At 51.5% G+C, this 17,702-nt stretch carries 14 protein-coding genes; 6 read left to right on the forward strand and 8 right to left on the reverse strand.

All coding sequences use genetic code 11. From position 1 onward, the window contains the following. Positions 1 to 51 precede the first annotated feature (51 nt). From NGM62_RS02685 to NGM62_RS02705, 5 genes are all read left to right on the forward strand, one after another. Entirely contained in the window at positions 52 to 507 is a 456-nt protein-coding gene (locus NGM62_RS02685) for a type I restriction enzyme HsdR N-terminal domain-containing protein (protein WP_262245649.1), read from the forward strand. 177 nt (positions 508 to 684) lie between these two features. Then, positions 685 to 1,380: an ATP-dependent Clp protease proteolytic subunit gene (locus NGM62_RS02690; RefSeq protein ID WP_262245650.1), complete on the forward strand. Its 696-nt coding sequence runs from the start codon at positions 685 to 687 to the stop codon at positions 1,378 to 1,380. A gap of 2 nt (positions 1,381 to 1,382) precedes the next feature. After that, positions 1,383 to 2,624, forward strand: coding sequence for an ATP-dependent Clp protease ATP-binding subunit ClpX (clpX, locus tag NGM62_RS02695; RefSeq protein ID WP_262245651.1), 1,242 nt, complete (start codon positions 1,383 to 1,385; stop codon positions 2,622 to 2,624). A 46-nt stretch (positions 2,625 to 2,670) separates the two neighbouring features. After that, positions 2,671 to 3,492 carry an AMP nucleosidase gene (locus tag NGM62_RS02700; protein ID WP_262245652.1) on the forward strand — a complete coding sequence of 274 codons (822 nt, stop codon included), beginning with the start codon at positions 2,671 to 2,673 and terminating at the stop codon, positions 3,490 to 3,492. A gap of 19 nt (positions 3,493 to 3,511) precedes the next feature. Next, positions 3,512 to 4,873: a pyridoxal-phosphate dependent enzyme gene (locus tag NGM62_RS02705; protein WP_262245653.1), complete on the forward strand. Its 1,362-nt coding sequence runs from the start codon at positions 3,512 to 3,514 to the stop codon at positions 4,871 to 4,873. 64 nt (positions 4,874 to 4,937) lie between these two features. On the opposite strand, the gene NGM62_RS02710 is transcribed toward NGM62_RS02705, so the two are convergent. The 8 genes from NGM62_RS02710 to argS all read right to left on the reverse strand — a co-directional run bounded on the left by NGM62_RS02710 (position 4,938) and on the right by argS (position 16,092). Beyond that, positions 4,938 to 5,570, reverse strand: a complete 633-nt coding sequence (locus tag NGM62_RS02710; protein WP_262245654.1) for a YceI family protein — start codon at positions 5,568 to 5,570, stop codon at positions 4,938 to 4,940. A gap of 117 nt (positions 5,571 to 5,687) precedes the next feature. Next, entirely contained in the window at positions 5,688 to 7,013 is a 1,326-nt protein-coding gene (gene murA, locus NGM62_RS02715) for a UDP-N-acetylglucosamine 1-carboxyvinyltransferase (protein WP_262245655.1), read from the reverse strand. Then, on the reverse strand, positions 7,010 to 7,669 hold the full coding sequence (locus NGM62_RS02720) for a DUF4290 domain-containing protein (RefSeq protein WP_390936268.1): 660 nt from the start codon (positions 7,667 to 7,669) through the stop codon (positions 7,010 to 7,012). The genes murA and NGM62_RS02720 overlap by 4 nt, the downstream gene beginning before the upstream one ends. A 22-nt stretch (positions 7,670 to 7,691) precedes the next feature. Then, positions 7,692 to 9,962, reverse strand: coding sequence for an ATP-dependent helicase (locus NGM62_RS02725; RefSeq protein ID WP_262245656.1), 2,271 nt, complete (start codon positions 9,960 to 9,962; stop codon positions 7,692 to 7,694). A 57-nt stretch (positions 9,963 to 10,019) separates the two neighbouring features. After that, positions 10,020 to 11,600 carry a replicative DNA helicase gene (gene dnaB, locus NGM62_RS02730; protein ID WP_262245657.1) on the reverse strand — a complete coding sequence of 527 codons (1,581 nt, stop codon included), beginning with the start codon at positions 11,598 to 11,600 and terminating at the stop codon, positions 10,020 to 10,022. A gap of 436 nt (positions 11,601 to 12,036) precedes the next feature. Next, positions 12,037 to 13,230 carry a BaiN/RdsA family NAD(P)/FAD-dependent oxidoreductase gene (locus tag NGM62_RS02735; protein WP_262245658.1) on the reverse strand — a complete coding sequence of 398 codons (1,194 nt, stop codon included), beginning with the start codon at positions 13,228 to 13,230 and terminating at the stop codon, positions 12,037 to 12,039. Continuing rightward, the gene (locus NGM62_RS02740; protein ID WP_262245659.1) at positions 13,227 to 14,291 is read right to left on the reverse strand and encodes an oxidoreductase; all 1,065 of its coding nucleotides are present in this window, start codon (positions 14,289 to 14,291) and stop codon (positions 13,227 to 13,229) included. Before NGM62_RS02740 ends, NGM62_RS02735 begins: the two co-directional genes overlap by 4 nt. 16 nt (positions 14,292 to 14,307) lie before the next feature. After that, positions 14,308 to 16,092 (reverse strand): arginine--tRNA ligase, encoded by a 1,785-nt coding sequence (gene argS / locus NGM62_RS02745; RefSeq protein WP_262245660.1) that lies wholly within the window; start codon positions 16,090 to 16,092, stop codon positions 14,308 to 14,310. A 211-nt stretch (positions 16,093 to 16,303) separates the two neighbouring features. On the opposite strand from argS, the gene NGM62_RS02750 reads away from it, so the two are divergent. Then, the gene (locus tag NGM62_RS02750; protein WP_262245661.1) at positions 16,304 to 17,695 is read left to right on the forward strand and encodes an arginine decarboxylase; all 1,392 of its coding nucleotides are present in this window, start codon (positions 16,304 to 16,306) and stop codon (positions 17,693 to 17,695) included. The last annotated feature ends 7 nt before the right edge of the window (positions 17,696 to 17,702 follow it).

Genomic DNA, 17,702 nt, shown 5'->3' on the forward strand with positions numbered 1-17,702 from the left:
TTCCATCCTTTCGCGTTGCCAAATTACACATTTAAACCCTACTTTTGCAAGATGTTCAAACCCATACCGCTCAATTTGCCAGCTTATGCTGCCAACATCCAACGGGACGGCACGAAGCTACTCATATTTGATGAATTGCGGAAGAAACAACTCGTGCTGACACCAGAGGAATGGGTGCGCCAGCATTGGATACACCACCTCATACATGTGAAACGGTATCCCCGTTCGCTGATTAAAATCGAAGGTGGCCTCACACTCAACAACATGCCGAAACGGAGTGATTTGGTGATATACGATACGCAGGGCTCCAAAATACTGTTGGCCGAATTCAAAGCACCCTCGGTCAAGATCACCCAAGCCGCTTTTGAACAGATTGCCCGTTATAATATAGTCTATCGGGTACCGATTTTATTGGTAAGCAATGGCCTGCAGCACTATTACTGCCGTATCCATTTCGAAACCGGGCGCTTCGAATTCCTTGCCGAGCTACCCGATTATGACTGCTGACCCACAGTGATGTGCAATAGGCCAACCGACAGGGTGGCAGTGTATATATGCGGCATTTTGGCAGACAAACAGCAACTATCACTGATGGCGCGATGTTTGTTTAAGGCACAAATACCACGCAGGTATTTAATATTCCAACGAAATCACATATCTTAGCAATATAATAGAACAAAAACCATGAGTATTGATAAAAACGAATTCAGGAAATACGCTATAAAGCACCACCGTATCGGCAGCCATCATGTAGACGGTTTTATCGGTCGGGCAGAACGCAAAATGCCCACATCGCTTACGCCGTATATTATTGAGGAACGACAGATGAATGTTGCCCAGATGGATGTGTTTTCGCGGTTGATGATGGACCGCATTATTTTCATGGGCGACCCGGTGAGTGACCAAGTGGCCAACATCATCCAGGCACAGCTCCTGTTCCTCCAATCGGCAGATGCCCAACGCGACATCCAAATCTACATCAACTCACCGGGAGGCAGCGTATACGCCGGATTGGGTATTTATGACACCATGCAGTATATTACCCCCGACGTGGCTACGATCTGTACCGGTATGGCCGCATCTATGGCGGCTGTACTCCTCTGTGCCGGCGCGAAAGGAAAACGTGCCGCATTGACCCACTCGCGGGTGATGATACACCAACCTTCAGGGGGCGCCCAAGGGGTGGCCGCTGATATGGAGATCAACCTCCGCGAAATGCTGAAATTGAAGAAAGAACTATACGATATCATTGCACTCCATTCGGGCAAAAGTTACGAATGGGTAGAAAAATCGTCAGACCGCGATTATTGGATGGTTGCTGAAGAAGCAAAAGAGCATGGTATGGTGGACGAGGTACTGACATCCAAAAAGGAAAAATAACTATGGCAAAGACAACAAGGGAAGTGACCTGTTCTTTCTGCGGAATCCGGAAGCAAGACGCAATGATGCTCATCGCTGGCGATGGGGCGCATATCTGCGACCGCTGCATCGCCCAAGCCAATGAGATATTGGTCGAGGAGATGAACCTTCGTAAAAGCAAGGCCCTTCAAACGACACTGAAACTCATTCGCCCTATCGAGATCAAGGAGCACCTTGATCAATACGTCATCGGGCAAGACGATGCCAAGAAGGTGATGGCCGTAGCGGTGTACAACCACTATAAGCGACTGAACCAGAAGATGGACAAAGATGAAATCGAGCTAGAAAAATCGAACATCATCATGGTGGGTGAGACCGGAACGGGCAAGACGTTGCTTGCCAAAACCATCGCCAAAATCCTGAATGTTCCATTCTGCATCTGTGATGCCACGGTATTGACGGAGGCGGGGTACGTGGGCGAAGATGTGGAAAGCATACTCACGCGGCTCCTGCAAGCAGCGGATTACGATGTGGCCGCTGCCGAACGTGGGATTATCTACATTGACGAGATTGACAAGATAGCCCGAAAAAGTGACAACCCATCCATCACGCGCGACGTATCCGGAGAAGGTGTACAGCAAGCGCTGCTGAAAATCCTCGAGGGTACGATCGTGAACGTACCACCCCAAGGTGGGCGCAAGCACCCCGACCAAAAGATGATCGCCGTGAACACCAACAACATCCTGTTCATGTGCGGTGGTGCATTCGATGGCATCCAGAAAAAGATCGCTAACCGGCTGCGTACACAAACCATCGGCTACAAGGTAAACGCCGATGAAATGGAAGTGGACGTGAACAACCTATATAAATACATCACGCCGCAGGATCTCAAGAGCTACGGACTCATCCCCGAGCTCATCGGCCGCTTGCCGGTACTCACGTACCTCAACCCGCTCGATAAAGAGACACTGCTGAATATCCTTACCGAACCGAAAAATGCACTGATTAAACAATATCAGAAGCTATTTGAATACGAGGATGTGGAACTTAAGTTTGACGATGACGTCTATCAGTTTATCGTAGATAAAGCCAATGAATTCAAGCTCGGGGCGCGGGGGCTCCGATCTATCTGCGAGGCGATCATGCTAGACGCGATGTTTGAAATCCCATCCGATAAAAACGAGCAGAAAACGCTGTATATCTCGCTCGAATATGCCAAGCATAAGTTCGAGAAGTCGGATCTGAAGAAGCTGAAAGCAGCATAACGTTTCTCCCCCCGCCGCAAACGGGGGGATTTTCATTTTTACGCCCATGGCAAAAGACAAGAATACCCCAGCAGAATCGCCCATCAAACCAGGCTTGAAAAACAAGGAAGATATTGTGGAAAACTGGTTGCCGCGATATACGAACCGGCCGTTGGACGAATTCGGCAACTACATCCTGCTGACAAACTTTTCCAACTACGTAAAACTCTTTTCGGAGATGCACGGCAACGCCCCCATCCTTGGGCTGGATAAGCCGATGCAAAGTGTAACCGCCGAGGGGATTACCATCATTAACTTCGGGATGGGTAGCCCTATGGCAGCTACCATCATGGACCTGCTCTCGGCCATATCGCCAAAAGCGGTACTGTTTCTGGGCAAGGCGGGAGGGTTGAAAAAGAAAAACAAAATCGGTGACCTGGTGTTGCCCATCGCCGCTATCCGTGGCGAGGGTACGTCTAACGACTATTTTCCGCCCGAAGTGCCAGCACTGCCCGCTTTCGCACTGCAGAAAGCAATTTCCACAACCATACGCGACCATTCTCTCGATTACTGGACGGGGACCGTTTATACCACTAACAGGCGCGTGTGGGAACACGACAAAGAATTTAAGAAATACCTCAAAAGCATTCGGGCCATGCTGGTCGATATGGAAACCGCTACCATCTTTTCGGTAGGCTTCGCCAACAAAATACCAACCGGGGCCCTGCTGCTGGTGTCGGATCAACCCATGATACCTGAGGGGGTAAAAACCGCGGAAAGCGACTCAAGCGTCACGGCACAGTTCGTGGAAACCCACCTGACGATTGGCATCGAGTCACTCCGCCAGCTGATCAACAATGGGCTGACCGTAAAGCACCTGAAATTCTAACCCGCGAAACCATCACATCATGTGGCACGACAACATACTGGAAACAATCGGAAATACACCGCTGGTGAAACTCAACCGCATCACCAAGGGCCTAAAGGGCACCATCTTGGTAAAAGTAGAGACCACGAACCCGGGCAACTCCATCAAAGACCGCATGGCGGTGAAAATGATCGAGGATGCCGAGGCAGCGGGACTTCTTAAACCCGGTGGCACCATCATCGAAGGTACGTCGGGCAATACAGGTATGGGCTTAGCGATGGCCGCGGTAATCAAAGGGTACCGCTGTATTTTCACCACAACCGACAAGCAGTCGAAAGAAAAAATCGATGCACTCCGGGCGTTCGGTGCCGAAGTGATTGTCTGCCCCACCAACGTGGAGCCCGAAGATCCCCGCTCCTACTACTCCGTTTCCAGCCGGCTGGAACGCGAGATTCCCAATTCGTGGAAGGCAAACCAGTATGACAATCTCTCCAACATGCAGGCCCATTACGAACAGACGGGACCTGAAATCTGGGAGCAGACCGAAGGGAAAATCACCCACCTGATTGCCGGTGTGGGCACCGGCGGCACCATCAGCGGGGCCGGCAGATACCTTAAGGAAAAAAATCCTGGTATTGTCGTTTGGGGTATCGACTCATACGGGTCGGTGTTTAAAAAATATAAGGAAACGGGTATTTTCGACAAGAGCGAGATATATCCCTACATCACCGAAGGTATCGGCGAAGATTTCCTCCCTAAAAATGTCGATTTCGACATCATTGACCATTTCGAGAAAGTAACCGATAAAGATGCGGCTTTGATGACCAGGGATCTTGCGCGGAAAGAAGGTATCTTTGCCGGCAACTCGGCAGGTGCTGCCGTGGCCGGCCTGCTTCAACTGGGCAGCCATCTCAATGACGACTCGGTGGTGGTAGTCATCCTGCACGACCACGGCTCGCGCTATATGGGCAAGATGTACAACGAAGACTGGCTGCGCGAACGGGGGTTCTTGGAAGATGAGAAGTTGACCGCCCAGACCATCCTCAAGAAGCGTGGCGATGTGCCGCTGGTGATGGCCGATGTGGAACAATCGGTCATCGAGACCTTCAACAGCATGAAGACACTCAACATCTCCCAGATACCGGTAACCCAACAGGGGATGATCATTGGCAAAGTGACCGAATCGGACATCCTCACCGCCTTGTTGGAAAACCCATCGTTGAAATCTGCCCAGGTCCTGGAGATATGCACGGCGCCATTCCCCTTTGTAGAGCTACGCACCTCCATCGACAAGATATCGTCACTCATCCACAAAGACAACCAAGCTGTATTGGTGGAGGACGAATACGGCAAGATTGCCATCATCACCCAGTACGACATCATCAACGCCATTTCTGGATAAAAAAAGTCCTGCCTCGTAGAAAACGAGGCAGGACTTAATACCTGTTGCTTTCTAACCGTGCAGTTTATACGCCTGCTACTAACGTTACTTTAAAGTTGATCTCTTTGCTGATCAGGTCATCGGCTTGGCCGGCATAATTCACGCCCCAATCTTCGCGCGCGATATTGAAATCGGCAGTGGCCTTTACAGCAGTATCGCTAGCTTCCTGGACCTGCGCGTCAAACGTGATATTCTTGGTTACCCCGCGGATGGTGAGGTTGCCCGAAACAATAATATTACCGGCTTCAGCACCGTCTTGTACATTCGTGATCTCAAAGGTAGCATGCGGATGGTTATCCACGTCGAAGAAATCGGCCGACTTCAGGTGCCCTTCCAGCTTGCCTTTGTATTCGCCGTCCAGGTCGTGGTTCGCGATGGTACTGAGGTCGATAACGAAATTACCGCTTACGAGTTTCCCGTTGTCAACAACAAGCGCGCCGGACTCTATTTGCACGTCACCGTGATGTTCGGCACTCACTTTCCTAGCCGTCCAATGCACCATCGACAGTCCGGTATCTACCGTCAACTCGGTGCCGGCTTGAGATGTGGCAGCCTCGGCAACGTCGTCCGATACTTCCGCTCGCTTCCCTTCGGGATTACCTACACACGATGCCAATACCAACGCACCGGCTACCATTAACAATGTTACTTTTTTCATTTTTTTTTAAATTAAGTAATTTAAAGGTTAAACATTTATTCGAGTTATACAGCATATATACTTTTCTTCCAGTTATAGTTATATAGGCAAATCAACAAAGGTGCGCTAAAAATGTTTTCAGTGAAGTTTCGGATCAGCTTGGACACGTTTGATGTCGGCACCGATGGCCCGTAGCCTTTGTTCGATATCCTGATAACCACGCTCGATCTGCTCTATATTGTGGATAACCGATTTCCCCTGTGCGGAGAGCGCCGCGATCAACAATGAGACACCCGCCCGGATGTCGGGAGACGTCATCTCGATGCCGCGGAGCTTGAAAGCGTTATTGAGGCCGATCACAGTGGCCCGGTGTGGATCACAGAGGATGATCTGCGCCCCCATATCTATGAGCTTATCCACAAAAAACAGCCTACTTTCGAACATTTTCTGGTGGATCAGTACGTTCCCCTTAGCCTGCGTGGCCACTACCAACACAATACTCAGCAAATCGGGCGTAAAGCCCGGCCAGGGGGCATCCGCAATGGTGAGTATGGAGCCATCGATAAATGTATCTATCTCATAGGTATCCTGTGGGGGTATGTGAATGTCGTCGCCACGGAGTTCGAACTGTATCCCCAGCTTGGAAAACACCGTTGGGATAATGCCCAGCTCGTGGAAATGTACATCTTTGATGGTCAGGTCCGATCCGGTCATCGCGGCTAGCCCGATAAAAGAACCTACCTCGATCATGTCGGGCAGCATACGGTGCTGGGCGCCTCCCAACCGGTCCACCCCTTCGATGGTGAGTAGGTTTGAGCCGATCCCTGAAATCTTCGCCCCCATACGGTTCAACATCTTACACAGCTGCTGGAGATAAGGCTCGCATGCTGCATTATAGATGGTGGTAGTCCCTTTGGCAAGCACTGCTGCCATCACAATATTGGCCGTACCCGTTACCGAGGCCTCTTCCATGAGGATATAGGTCCCGGTGAGGTTTGTTGCATCGACATTGAAAAAATGCGTGTCGGCATCGTACTGGAAGCGGGCCCCCAATTTTTCAAACCCGAGGAAATGGGCATCCAGCCTGCGGCGGCCTATCTTGTCGCCACCCGGTTTGGGTACGGCGGCACGGCCGAACCTTGCAAGCAGCGGTCCCACAATCATGATGGAACCGCGCAAACCGCTACCTTTCACTTTGAACTCTGGCGACTTGAAATAATCGAGGTTGATATCCTTGGCACGAAACGTATAGGTATCTTTCTGCTGCCGGTTTACCTCTACGCCCAAATCAACCAATAACTCGATAAGCTTGTTGACATCCTTGATATCCGGGATGTTACTGATGGTCATCGTTTCCTCGGTGAGCAGTACCGCCGATAGTATCTGGAGCGCTTCGTTCTTTGCCCCCTGCGGAATAATTTCCCCCTTCAGCGGTTTTCCACCGTGTATTTCGAATGCATTCAATGCTTCTTCTTTTTCTTTTGCGGTTGTTTTTTATTTTTTCCGTTACCGTTTTGCGGGATGCTGCTCCCCCCTTTTGTGCGGCTGCCCGGCGGCGGTGTTTTGAAGTCGAGCTTCGTCAGGACGACGTCAGCAGGCAGTTGCAGTTCGCCATCCGAGAGCTCGCGGAGGTCGGCTATGATAGCCTCATCCTCTACCGAATCTTTATTCCAAGTGAGGTAGGCCATCTTCATGAAATTCGCTATGGAAAGCGTCATGTTCTGCTTCTTTTCCGGGTCCCTCATCATCTTGGCCCGTTCAATCATCCGCTCGATGGTATGGCCATAGTGTTTGTACCGGATGCGGTGCTGCGGGTAGTTGAGCATCTCCGGTTTATGGCGGATGGAACCCTTCTCGGGTACGGGGTACGGAGAGTCCACATCGATTTTAAAGTCGGATATGATGTAGAGGTGGTCCCACAGCTTATGCTTGAAATCAGCCACATCGCGGAGATGGGGATTGAGGAATCCCATCATATCGATGACGACCTGGGCATGGCGGTTGCGCTCTTCCTTGCTGGGCAGCGTGCAGATGTAGTCTACCATGTTTTGCACGTTCCTACCATATTCTGCCAAGATCAGCTTCGGCCGCGTGCTATTGTAATCAAAGTTAATTTCCATAGTTTTTTCGTTCTTATCGCGCTTATCCCACGATACGCAATTTTGCAAATTTAAGCAACAATTGTTTCTGGCCCAATTCTTTGAAGAAAATAGTTGCTTTCACGTCGTTTTTACTCCCTTCCACCTGGATTACCTTCCCGAACCCAAACCGTTCATGCTCAACTTCCATGCCTACTTGCAGGTTGCTGGTGTCGGACGGGACAAACCCTGGCGTGGGCGTATGCGCCTTGGGCAGTAGTGTCCGCGTTTTGGGCATCGTCTTCGGTTTGGGTTTGGTAAAGACATCGCGCTCGCCCCAGGCAGATCGCTCATCTTCAAACGATTCCGCGCTCTCCGCCACCGGCCGCGGCTTGAAATCCAACTCCAAATAAGCCGGGTTGAGCTCATCGAGAAAACGGCTCGGCTCGCAGTTGTTGAGTGTGCCCCAACGGTAGCGTGATGTGGCATAGCTGAGCACGAGCTTTTTCTCGGCGCGGGTTACAGCCACATAGAATAGCCGCCGCTCTTCTTCGAGGTCGCTGCGCGAGTTCAACGAAAGCTGCGAGGGGAAGAGGTTCTCCTCCAGTCCAACGATGAACACGTTGGGAAACTCCAGCCCCTTCGATGAGTGGATGGTCATCAACGACACTGTATCGGCATTAGGGTCTTTGTCGTTATCGTCATTGGTAAGTAGGGCCACATCCTGCATGAATACATCGAGCCCCCTATCTTCGATATCCTCCCGCTCGCTGAACTCCTTGATGCCATTGAGCAGTTCCTGGATATTTTCATACCTGCTAAGGCCTTCCACGGACTTGTCGGCATATAAGTCTTTCAGTATACCCGCATGCTGGGCGATGTGCATAGCGGCATCATAGGCCGTATGGTTCTTGGCCACCACTTGGAAACCTTGGATCATCGTGGCAAACACGCCCACCGGGCCCGCACTCCGTCCATCGAGGTAGGTAGCTGCATTACTGATCACCTCCCATAAGGTCGCCTGCCGCTGGTCGGCGGCGACAAAGATGCGGTCGAGGGTGGTATCGCCGATGCCACGACGCGGATAGTTGATTACCCGTTTCAGGGCCTCTTCATCGTTCGGGTTGAACGTAAGCCGGAAGTAGGCAATCAGGTCTTTGATCTCCTTACGTTGGTAGAAAGAAGTGCCACCGTAAATCTTATATGGGATATTGATTTTTCGGAGGGCTTCTTCCATGGCTCGCGACTGTGCGTTGGTACGGTACAAGATGGCGAAATCGCGGTAGGCACCACCGTGCAAGGCACGTTCCTGGGCGATGGACTCTGCCACAATCTTTCCTTCTTCATTGTCGCTGAACGCGCGGTGCACCTTGATTTTTTCACCGGTTTCATTTTCGGAGAACACATGCTTCTTCAGCTGGTTCTTGTTATTGGCGATGATGCTGTTGGCCGCGTTGACGATATTCTGGGTAGAACGGTAGTTCTGCTCTAATTTAAAGACCTTGAGGTCGGGGTAATCTTTCTCGAAATTGAGGATGTTCTGGATGTTTGCCCCACGGAATGCATAGATGCTCTGCGCATCGTCGCCCACCACACAGATATTCTCGTTGATGGCCGCCAGCTTACGCACGATGAGGTACTGCGAGAAGTTGGTATCCTGATACTCATCTACCATCAGGTATTTAAACTTATGCTGGTATTTGTGGAGCACATCGGGGTATTCCCGGAAAAGCACGTTGGTTTTGAACAGGAGGTCATCGAAATCCATAGCTCCCGCCTTATAACAGCGCTGGGTATAGGCAAGGTATATCTGCCCCAACTGCCCACGGCCGTTGGAGAAGTCGTCGGCCTGGATCTGCTCGTTGCTGTTGTATTCCTGCGCTGAAATAAGGTTGTTTTTAGCGGAGGAAATCCGGTTGTACACGAAGCTTGCGTTGTAAAGCTTGTCATCCAGCTGCATCTCTTTGAGGATACTCCTGATGAGGCTCTTGCTGTCGTCGGTATCGTAGATGGTAAAATTGCGGGGATAGCCGATATGCTCAGCCTCAACACGCAGTATTTTGGCAAACACCGAATGGAAAGTACCCATCCAGATGTTCTTGGCCTCGTCGCCCACCACGCCCGTGATGCGCTGGCGCATCTCTTTTGCCGCCTTATTGGTAAAGGTAAGCACCAAAATATGGAACGGGTCTACGCCGTTACGGACCAAATGGGCTACACGATAGGTGATGACCCGCGTTTTTCCCGACCCTGCACCTGCCACGATCATCACAGGCCCCTCAGTTTGTTCCACGGCAGCCCGCTGCGAAGGGTTTAAACCAGCTAAATAATCCAAAATCCTTTTACGCTAATTATCTTTCTCGATTGCGGTGTAAAGGTACGAAATCTACTGTTAAAATGGCGAATCATCGTTCATGTCGTTCATGCGCGACTGGCGTGTGATGCTTCCCGGCTGGTCGAAGGATGTAGACGGCGCCATACCCGATGAGAACGAGCCGGAGTCGCCGAACGTCGGTCCGCCTCCAAAAGAGAAGTCGTCTTCGAGGTCGGCAAACTTTACGTATTTGCCGATAAACCTAAGCTGAACGGTGCCGGTTTCACCATTCCGGTGCTTGGCGATGATAATTTCGCCGACGCCAGCAGTGGGACGCCCGGCTTCATCTTCGGTGAGGCCATAGTATTCAGGCCGGTAGAGGAACAGCACCATATCGGCATCCTGTTCGATGGAGCCCGACTCCCGCAGGTCGGACAGCATGGGTCGCTTGCTGCCACCGGGGCGGCTTTCCACGGCACGGCTGAGCTGTGAAAGGGCGATGACAGGGATATTCAACTCTTTGGCTACCGACTTCAGTGAGCGGGAGATGCTACCGATTTCCTGCTCGCGGTTGCCCCCCTTTCCGTCGTTCTTACCGTGCATCAGCTGCAGGTAGTCTACAATGACCATCTGGATATCATACTGCGCTTTCAGCCGCCTGCATTTCGCCCGAAACTCAAATATATTGAGGGCCGGGGTATCGTCGATGAGCAACGGCGCCTCTGTAAGGCGCCCGATGCGGGAATGGAGCTGTGTCCATTCGTGGTCGGCCAGATTGCCCTTGCGGAGTTTTTCCTGCTCGATTTCGGTCTCGCCGGCAATCAGCCGGTTTACCAGTTGTACGGACGACATTTCAAGGGAGAATACCGCTACAGGTTTACCGTGGTCTACCGCTGCGTTACGCGCGCAGCTAAGCACGAATGCAGTCTTTCCCATAGCCGGCCGGGCGGCCACGATAACCAGGTCCGAGGGCTGCCAGCCCGACGTCATCCGGTCGAGCTCGGTAAAGCCCGACGGTACCCCTGTGAGGCCGTCAGTGCGGTCGCGCAGCGTTTCCAATGCTTCCACAGCCTCACGCATGATGTCGTCCATCTTGCGCGTATCCCTACGGAGGTTGTTCTGGGCGATATCAAATAGGCTTTTCTCGGCATGGTCCAGCAAGTCGAAGATATCGGTAGTTTCTTCGTAGGCGTTATTGATGATCTCGGTAGAGATTTTGATCAGCTCACGTTGGATGTACTTCTGCGAGATGATACGGGCATGGTATTCGATATTGGCGGCTGAGACGACGCGGTCTGTCAGCTGCGTGATGTAGTAAGCCCCCCCTACCAGTTCCAGGGCCCCCATCCTGCGTAGCTCGGCCGTTACGGTGAGTAGATCGATAGGTGATGTCTTCTGGAACAGGTTATAGATGGCTTCGAAAATCTTCTGATGGGCCTCCACGTAGAAGGTCTCCGGCTTAAGGATATCGATAACCTCGCTGAGCGCATTCTTTTCCAGCATGAGCGCCCCCAATACGGCTTCTTCCAAATCTCCGGCCTGCGGGGGCAGTTTCCCCAATCCACTTACCAAATTATTCAACCGCGTACGGCGCTCAGCATACGAGCCACGGCCGGAAGTGCCTGTTGGATTGGGATTATATTCATTCTGGTTTGTCATTCTTATTTACAACAACGTTTCTCCGTAATCTCTTTAAACTAAAACTATATCGTTGCGGTGGTTTATCACCGGTCGCCATTAAAAAATAGCGTAACAAAAGTATGCAATTTTACCTCCCGCTTCCGCACAAGTTCTGAACAACCTTTTCACATCGTGTTTTTGGCCAGCTCTTTTCCGCTTGAAACACGTACAATTAGCAATATAACTTATTAACACGAATTGTGCAAAAAATGTTAATAAAAGATTATGACCACTGACATCCAACAACATATAAAGATGTTAACAACTTTAACCATTGTTAATGTACCAAAAACCACACCAGTAGAACTTGATTCAAACCACTTTGATTTCGGAACGAATGAGTACCAACTGATTAGCAATTTAGGAGGTCGAAAATACCGAAAAACCATCGCCGCCGCCCCCCTTCACCCGGCTGTCAGATATGCTGCGCAATGGCATAGCCGCTTGCCCACGCCCACTGGAAATTGTAACCACCCAGCCAGCCGGTGACATCCACCCCTTCACCTCCGAAATACAGCCCGGCTACCCGTTTCGCTTCCAATGTTTGTGGCACCAATTCGTGGGTGGCCACCCCACCGCGCATCACTTCGGCTTTATCATACCCTTTGTCGCCGGCGGGTGTCACGGTAAACCGGTGAATGGTATCGTCGATCCGCCTGGCATCCGCCTTGCTCAACGACGCAATCTTGGTAGCAACCGGCAGGAACTTGCCGAGTGATTCCACCAACCGGCGCGAATAAAAATCGCCAAGCAGTTGTCCCACCATCCGGGCTCCCCCGGCCTGCCGCTCACGCTTGATAAGCTCATCGATTGCTTGGTTGGGGAGCAGATCGATAACAATGGACTCGCCCGGCCGCCAGTACGACGACAGTTGGAGTATGGCGGGGCCGCTTAGGCCCCAATGCGTAAAAAGGATATTCTCTTCAAAACTCGCACGCTCGTTATACACGCGGCAGTACACGCTGTTGCCCGACAGGGCCGAAAACCAGCTGGCATCCTTGCCGGTGATGGTAAGTGGTACCAATGCCGGGGCCGTGGGTACCACGTCAAGGCCGAACTGGCGGGCGGTGCGCATCGCGAAATCGCTGGCACCCAGCTTGGCCACGGGCAGCCCGCCGCAGGCCATCACTACGGAGTCTGCGCTAGTGCGCTGTATCCTACCCTCATATTCATACGACACGTCAAAGTGGCCGTTTGCCATTTTCACCACAGATATTACTTTGCTATTCAATCGTATCTGTTGATGCTTCTCCTGTATCAGTTTAACAAATACATCTACTACATCTTTCGCTTTATTGCTTATGGGGAAAAGCTGGCCCAGTGTTTTCTCCTTTCCCGAAATACCGTTTTGTTCGAAAAACCGGATCGTATCGGCCACGGTCCATTGGGTCAAGGCGTGCTGGGCAAAGCTGGGGTTGGCCGATATGAAATTCGCCGCGGAAGTGTACAGGTTGGTATAGTTGCAGCGGCCGCCTCCCGAAATCAATATCTTGGCTCCTGGCCGGTCGTTACGCTCCAACACCAACGTGCGCCGGCCGCGCATACCCGCCTGCACCGCGCACATAAGGCCGCAAGCCCCGCCTCCGATGATGATGGCGTCGTAAGTCATAGCCGTAAGTCGATGGTCCTCCGCTCATCCCAGCTCCGTTGGGCTAGCTCGATGATACGGATCACGTCGCGTGCTTGTTCGGGTTTCACCTGCATTTCGTTCTGGCCGTTGATGGCTTGGTATACATTCTTGTAGAATGCGGGGTAATCACCCTTTTCACTGGCGACATATTCGATGTGTTCCCGGCCGTTTTCCGATATATTGAGTTTCCCCCATATTTCCCGGGGCTCGCGCCCCCAATCCGGGTCGCCCTTAGGTGATTTCCCAGCTTTGAGCGCCGCCTCCTGTGGGTCGATGCCGTATTTCACGAAGGCCCCGCTCTCACCATATAAGGCATACCTTGGCGACGGCTCTTTAACGAGCATGGCGCCTTTGAGCGAAACTTTGAGGCGTGGGTAGTGCAGGATCAACTCGAAATCGTCCACCGCCCGCGCCCCGGTGCGCTGCTTGCGCAGGTCGGCGTTGACAGCCTCTGGCATACCGAATAGCTGGATGGACTGGTCGATGAGGTGGGCACCGAGGTCATAGAGTATACCTGACCCCGGGAGGTCGTCCTCACGCCATGCATTTTCCTTCAGCGTATTGCGGAATCGGTCGTACCGTGCCTCGAAAGAAACCAACCTACCCAGCCGGCCGCTTTCGATTACCTTCTTCACGGTCAAATAATCACTGTTCCACCGTGCATTATGGTGTACGGTAAGTAATCGGTCCTTTTCTTTTGCCAGTGCGATGAGTTCGTCGGCTTGGGCGGAAATAATGGTAAACGGTTTTTCGACCACAACATGTTTACCCCGCTGCAGGGCTGCTTTGGTGAGGGTGTAATGCACATCATTCGAGGTAGCCACCACTACCAAATCAACATCGTCGGCCAGTATAATCTCCTCAACATGCTGTGCTGGCAGCGCCCCGGGGTATCGTTGACTTAATAACTCCCGCTGTTCGGGCCGCCGCGCGGTAACACGGTGCAGCCGCAGGCCGGCCACCGATGTGATTACCGGCGCATGAAACACCTGTCCTGCCGCGCCGAATCCTATCAGGCCTACATTGATTGTTTTGTCCATGATCGTCTGTAATTAGTTACATGCGGTCTGGCACGGCTATACCCAACAACGCCATTGCGCTCGCGATGATGCGAGCGGTAGTAGCAGAGAGATGGAGCCTGAAGTTCCTGACCGCCTCATCCGATGCCTTCAGGATGGTCTCTTCGTGATAAAATTTGTTGTATTGTTTGGCCACTTCATAACCATAATTTGCCACATAGGCCGGACTGAATTCCTTGGCTGCTGCCTCCACGGTAGCGGGATAGTTACTCAACAACTGGATAAGGTCGCGCTCGCTCTCCGTCAGCACCTCGGGCACCACTATTGCTTGCTGTTGTGTGTACCCACCCTTTGTGAGCACCGATTGGATGCGCGCGTGTGTGTATTGGATAAAAGGTCCGGTATGCCCTTGGAAGTCGATAGACTCATTGGGATCGAAGAGGAGCCGCTTTTTAGGCTCCACCTTTAGCAAGAAATATTTAAGCGCCCCCATACCGATGATATCATATAGCGCTGCCTTTTCCGGCTCGGGCAAGCCTTCCGTCTTACCGAGTTCTTCCGTACGCTTCCTCGCGGTTGTCACCATCTCGTCCATCAGGTCGTCTGCATCAACCACCGTGCCTTCGCGGGACTTCATTTTGCCCGACGGCAGGTCGACCATTCCGTACGACAGGTGGAAGAGCCCCTTCGCCCATGGCTTGCCCAGTTTTTCCAAGATGAGGAACAGTACTTTGAAGTGGTAGTCCTGCTCGTTCCCCACCACATAGATAGACTCGTCCATGCCGAAATCATCGTATTTGAGCTGGGCCGTACCCATGTCCTGGGTGATATAGACCGAGGTGCCGTCGCCACGTAGCACCAACTTTTCGTCGAGGCCATCGGCCGTGAGGTCTATCCAAACCGAATTGTCGGGCTTCCGGAAGAAGACACCCTTTTCCAGGCCCTCTTGAATGATATCCTTGCCTAACAAGTAAGTGTCCGACTCATAGTAGTACTTGTCGAAATCGACACCCAGGCGCCCGTAGGTCTGTGCAAACCCATCGTATACCCAGCCATTCATCGTTTTCCACAGTGCGATTACCTCCTCATCGCCTGCCTCCCAGCGTTGCAGCATCTGCTGCGCCTCACGGATTATCGGGGCCTGCTTTTTCGCGTCGTCCTCAGTATGCCCATGCGCCCTCAGCTCATCGATCTCCTTCTTGTATTCCTTATCGAACAGCACATAATATTTACCCACAAGGTGGTCGCCTTTCATGCCGCTGGTGCCGGGGGTCTCACCATTCCCCCAGCGCTGCCAAGCCAGCATCGACTTGCAGATGTGGATACCGCGGTCGTTTACAAGGTTGGCTTTGATCACCTCGTAGCCATAAGCTGCTAGGATCGACGCCACCGAGTACCCCAATAAGTTGTTGCGTATGTGGCCCAGGTGGAGGGGTTTGTTCGTGTTTGGTGATGAGTATTCGACCATGAGTTTATGGCCATTGGCTGGAAATCGGCCAAACTTTTCGTGCATCACCGCTGTTGTAAACAACGAGGTCCAATACGCGTCAGACAAGCTGAGGTTCAAAAACCCCTTGATGGTATTGAATGCGGTAAGCTCGGGCAGCTGCCTGAGTAGGTAAGCGCCGATATCATTTCCGGTTGCTTCGGGCGACTTCCTGGAGAAACGGGTGATCGGGAAAACCACGACGGTGAGTTGCCCATCGAATTCTTTCCGCGTTTCCTGTATGGTTATCTGGTTGTCGGGCAAATCGGCCCCATATATTTCCTTAACTGCTTGCTTCGTATGGTAGGTGAGTTGCTGTTGTATTGTACTTGCCATGTAAGTGTTTAAGCATTAATTTTTTAGCATCGGTATAATGAACAACAAATTTACAGTAGATAACATTTTTTATACTGGTGTATTCATACCGAAAACATATCTTTGCCAAACTTAGACAAACGCCCTATTATATGCAAACGGATGTTAGTCTAATTCGCCGCATTGGCGGCGACAAATTTAGTATTTGGATTAGAAGAAAAACATAAAAGAGATGCAGAGCTATCAGGAGTTTCTTGACCTTAGCGTGGGTTTTCCACAAGATGGGTTTGAAATCATCGATGACGAATTGTACTTCCACGACCTTAACCTGATGGAGATGATCGAGACGTATGGTACGCCGCTCCGGTTTACCTACCTGCCCATCATCAGCAAGAAAATTCAGCAGGCCAAGATTTTATTCCAAACGGCCATCCTGAAGCACAATTACCGGGGTTCGTACAAATACTGCTATTGCACAAAAAGCTCGCACTTCAAGCATGTGGTGGAAGAGGCCCTAAAAAACGACATCCACTTGGAGACCTCATCGGCCTTCGATATGCCGATGATCGACGCGCTGGAGAAAAAGGGCGCGGTGACCAAAGACATCACGGTAATCTGCAACGGGTTCAAAACCTATCAGTACAAGCAGTATATCCTTGATATGTTGCACGACGGCTTCAAGAACATCATTCCCGTATTGGACAACAAAGAGGAGTTCAATATTTACGACGACGAGGTGGAGTTGGACGTACCGTGCAACCTGGGTATCCGGATTGCAGCGGAGGAGCAGCCGGATTCGCCATTTTACACATCGCGCCTGGGTATCCGGATAGAGGATATCCTTGATTTCTACAACAACAAAATCGCTCCGAACCCGGCATTCCGGGTTAAGTTGTTACACTTTTTCATCAACTCGGGGATTTCGGACACTCCATACTACTGGAATGAGCTGGAGAAATACGTCACGCTTTATTGCAAGTTCAAGAAAATCAACCCCGACCTGGATACGCTCGATATCGGTGGTGGCATGCCTTTCAAGGATTCATTGGTTCACGACTTCGACTACGAGTACATGGTCAATGAAATCGTGAACCGCATCAAGCAGATCTGTGCGGTGCATGACGTGATGGAGCCTGATATCATCACCGAGTTTGGCAAATACACGGTGGCCGAGGCATCCGGTATCCTGTACAAGGTAATTGGCCGAAAACAGCAGAACGACCGCGAAAAGTGGCTGATGCTCGATGGATCGTTCATCACCAACCTGCCCGATGTCTGGGCGCTCAACCAGAAGTACGTTCTGGTACCGATCAACAATTGGGATGCTGAATACGAACGTGTGAACCTCGGCGGGATCACTTGCGATGGGCAGGATTACTACAGCCAGGAGGCGCATGTGAACAGTGTATTCATGCCCAAAACACGCAAGCTGCAATACCTGGGTTTCTTCCATACCGGCGCTTACCAGGAAGTACTCAGCGGATATGGTGGCATCCACCATTGCCTGCTACCGTCGCCCAAACATGTGTTGATCCGTCGCAACCGCGACGAAACATTCAACTTTGAGGTGTTCGGTGAGGAGCAGAACAGCAAGCAAGTGCTGAGGTTGTTGGGATACCAGTAGGTTACAT

This window comes from Parapedobacter soli (genome assembly GCF_025460835.1).
GTDB classification, from domain to species: domain Bacteria; phylum Bacteroidota; class Bacteroidia; order Sphingobacteriales; family Sphingobacteriaceae; genus Parapedobacter; species Parapedobacter soli.

Excerpts from the sequence above, each read along its gene's own strand:
- argS (WP_262245660.1), bottom strand. The coding sequence starts at position 16,092 with ATGGCAAGTACAATACAACAGCAACTCACCTACCATACGAAGCAAGCA.
- clpX (WP_262245651.1), top strand. The coding sequence starts at position 1,383 with ATGGCAAAGACAACAAGGGAAGTGACCTGTTCTTTCTGCGGAATCCGG.
- NGM62_RS02690 (WP_262245650.1), top strand. The coding sequence starts at position 685 with ATGAGTATTGATAAAAACGAATTCAGGAAATACGCTATAAAGCACCAC.
- NGM62_RS02685 (WP_262245649.1), top strand. The coding sequence starts at position 52 with ATGTTCAAACCCATACCGCTCAATTTGCCAGCTTATGCTGCCAACATC.
- NGM62_RS02705 (WP_262245653.1), top strand. The coding sequence starts at position 3,512 with ATGTGGCACGACAACATACTGGAAACAATCGGAAATACACCGCTGGTG.
- NGM62_RS02720 (WP_390936268.1), bottom strand. The coding sequence starts at position 7,669 with ATGGAAATTAACTTTGATTACAATAGCACGCGGCCGAAGCTGATCTTG.
- NGM62_RS02700 (WP_262245652.1), top strand. The coding sequence starts at position 2,671 with ATGGCAAAAGACAAGAATACCCCAGCAGAATCGCCCATCAAACCAGGC.
- NGM62_RS02750 (WP_262245661.1), top strand. The coding sequence starts at position 16,304 with ATGCAGAGCTATCAGGAGTTTCTTGACCTTAGCGTGGGTTTTCCACAA.
- NGM62_RS02735 (WP_262245658.1), bottom strand. The coding sequence starts at position 13,230 with ATGACTTACGACGCCATCATCATCGGAGGCGGGGCTTGCGGCCTTATG.
- dnaB (WP_262245657.1), bottom strand. The coding sequence starts at position 11,600 with ATGACAAACCAGAATGAATATAATCCCAATCCAACAGGCACTTCCGGC.
- NGM62_RS02710 (WP_262245654.1), bottom strand. The coding sequence starts at position 5,570 with ATGAAAAAAGTAACATTGTTAATGGTAGCCGGTGCGTTGGTATTGGCA.
- NGM62_RS02740 (WP_262245659.1), bottom strand. The coding sequence starts at position 14,291 with ATGGACAAAACAATCAATGTAGGCCTGATAGGATTCGGCGCGGCAGGA.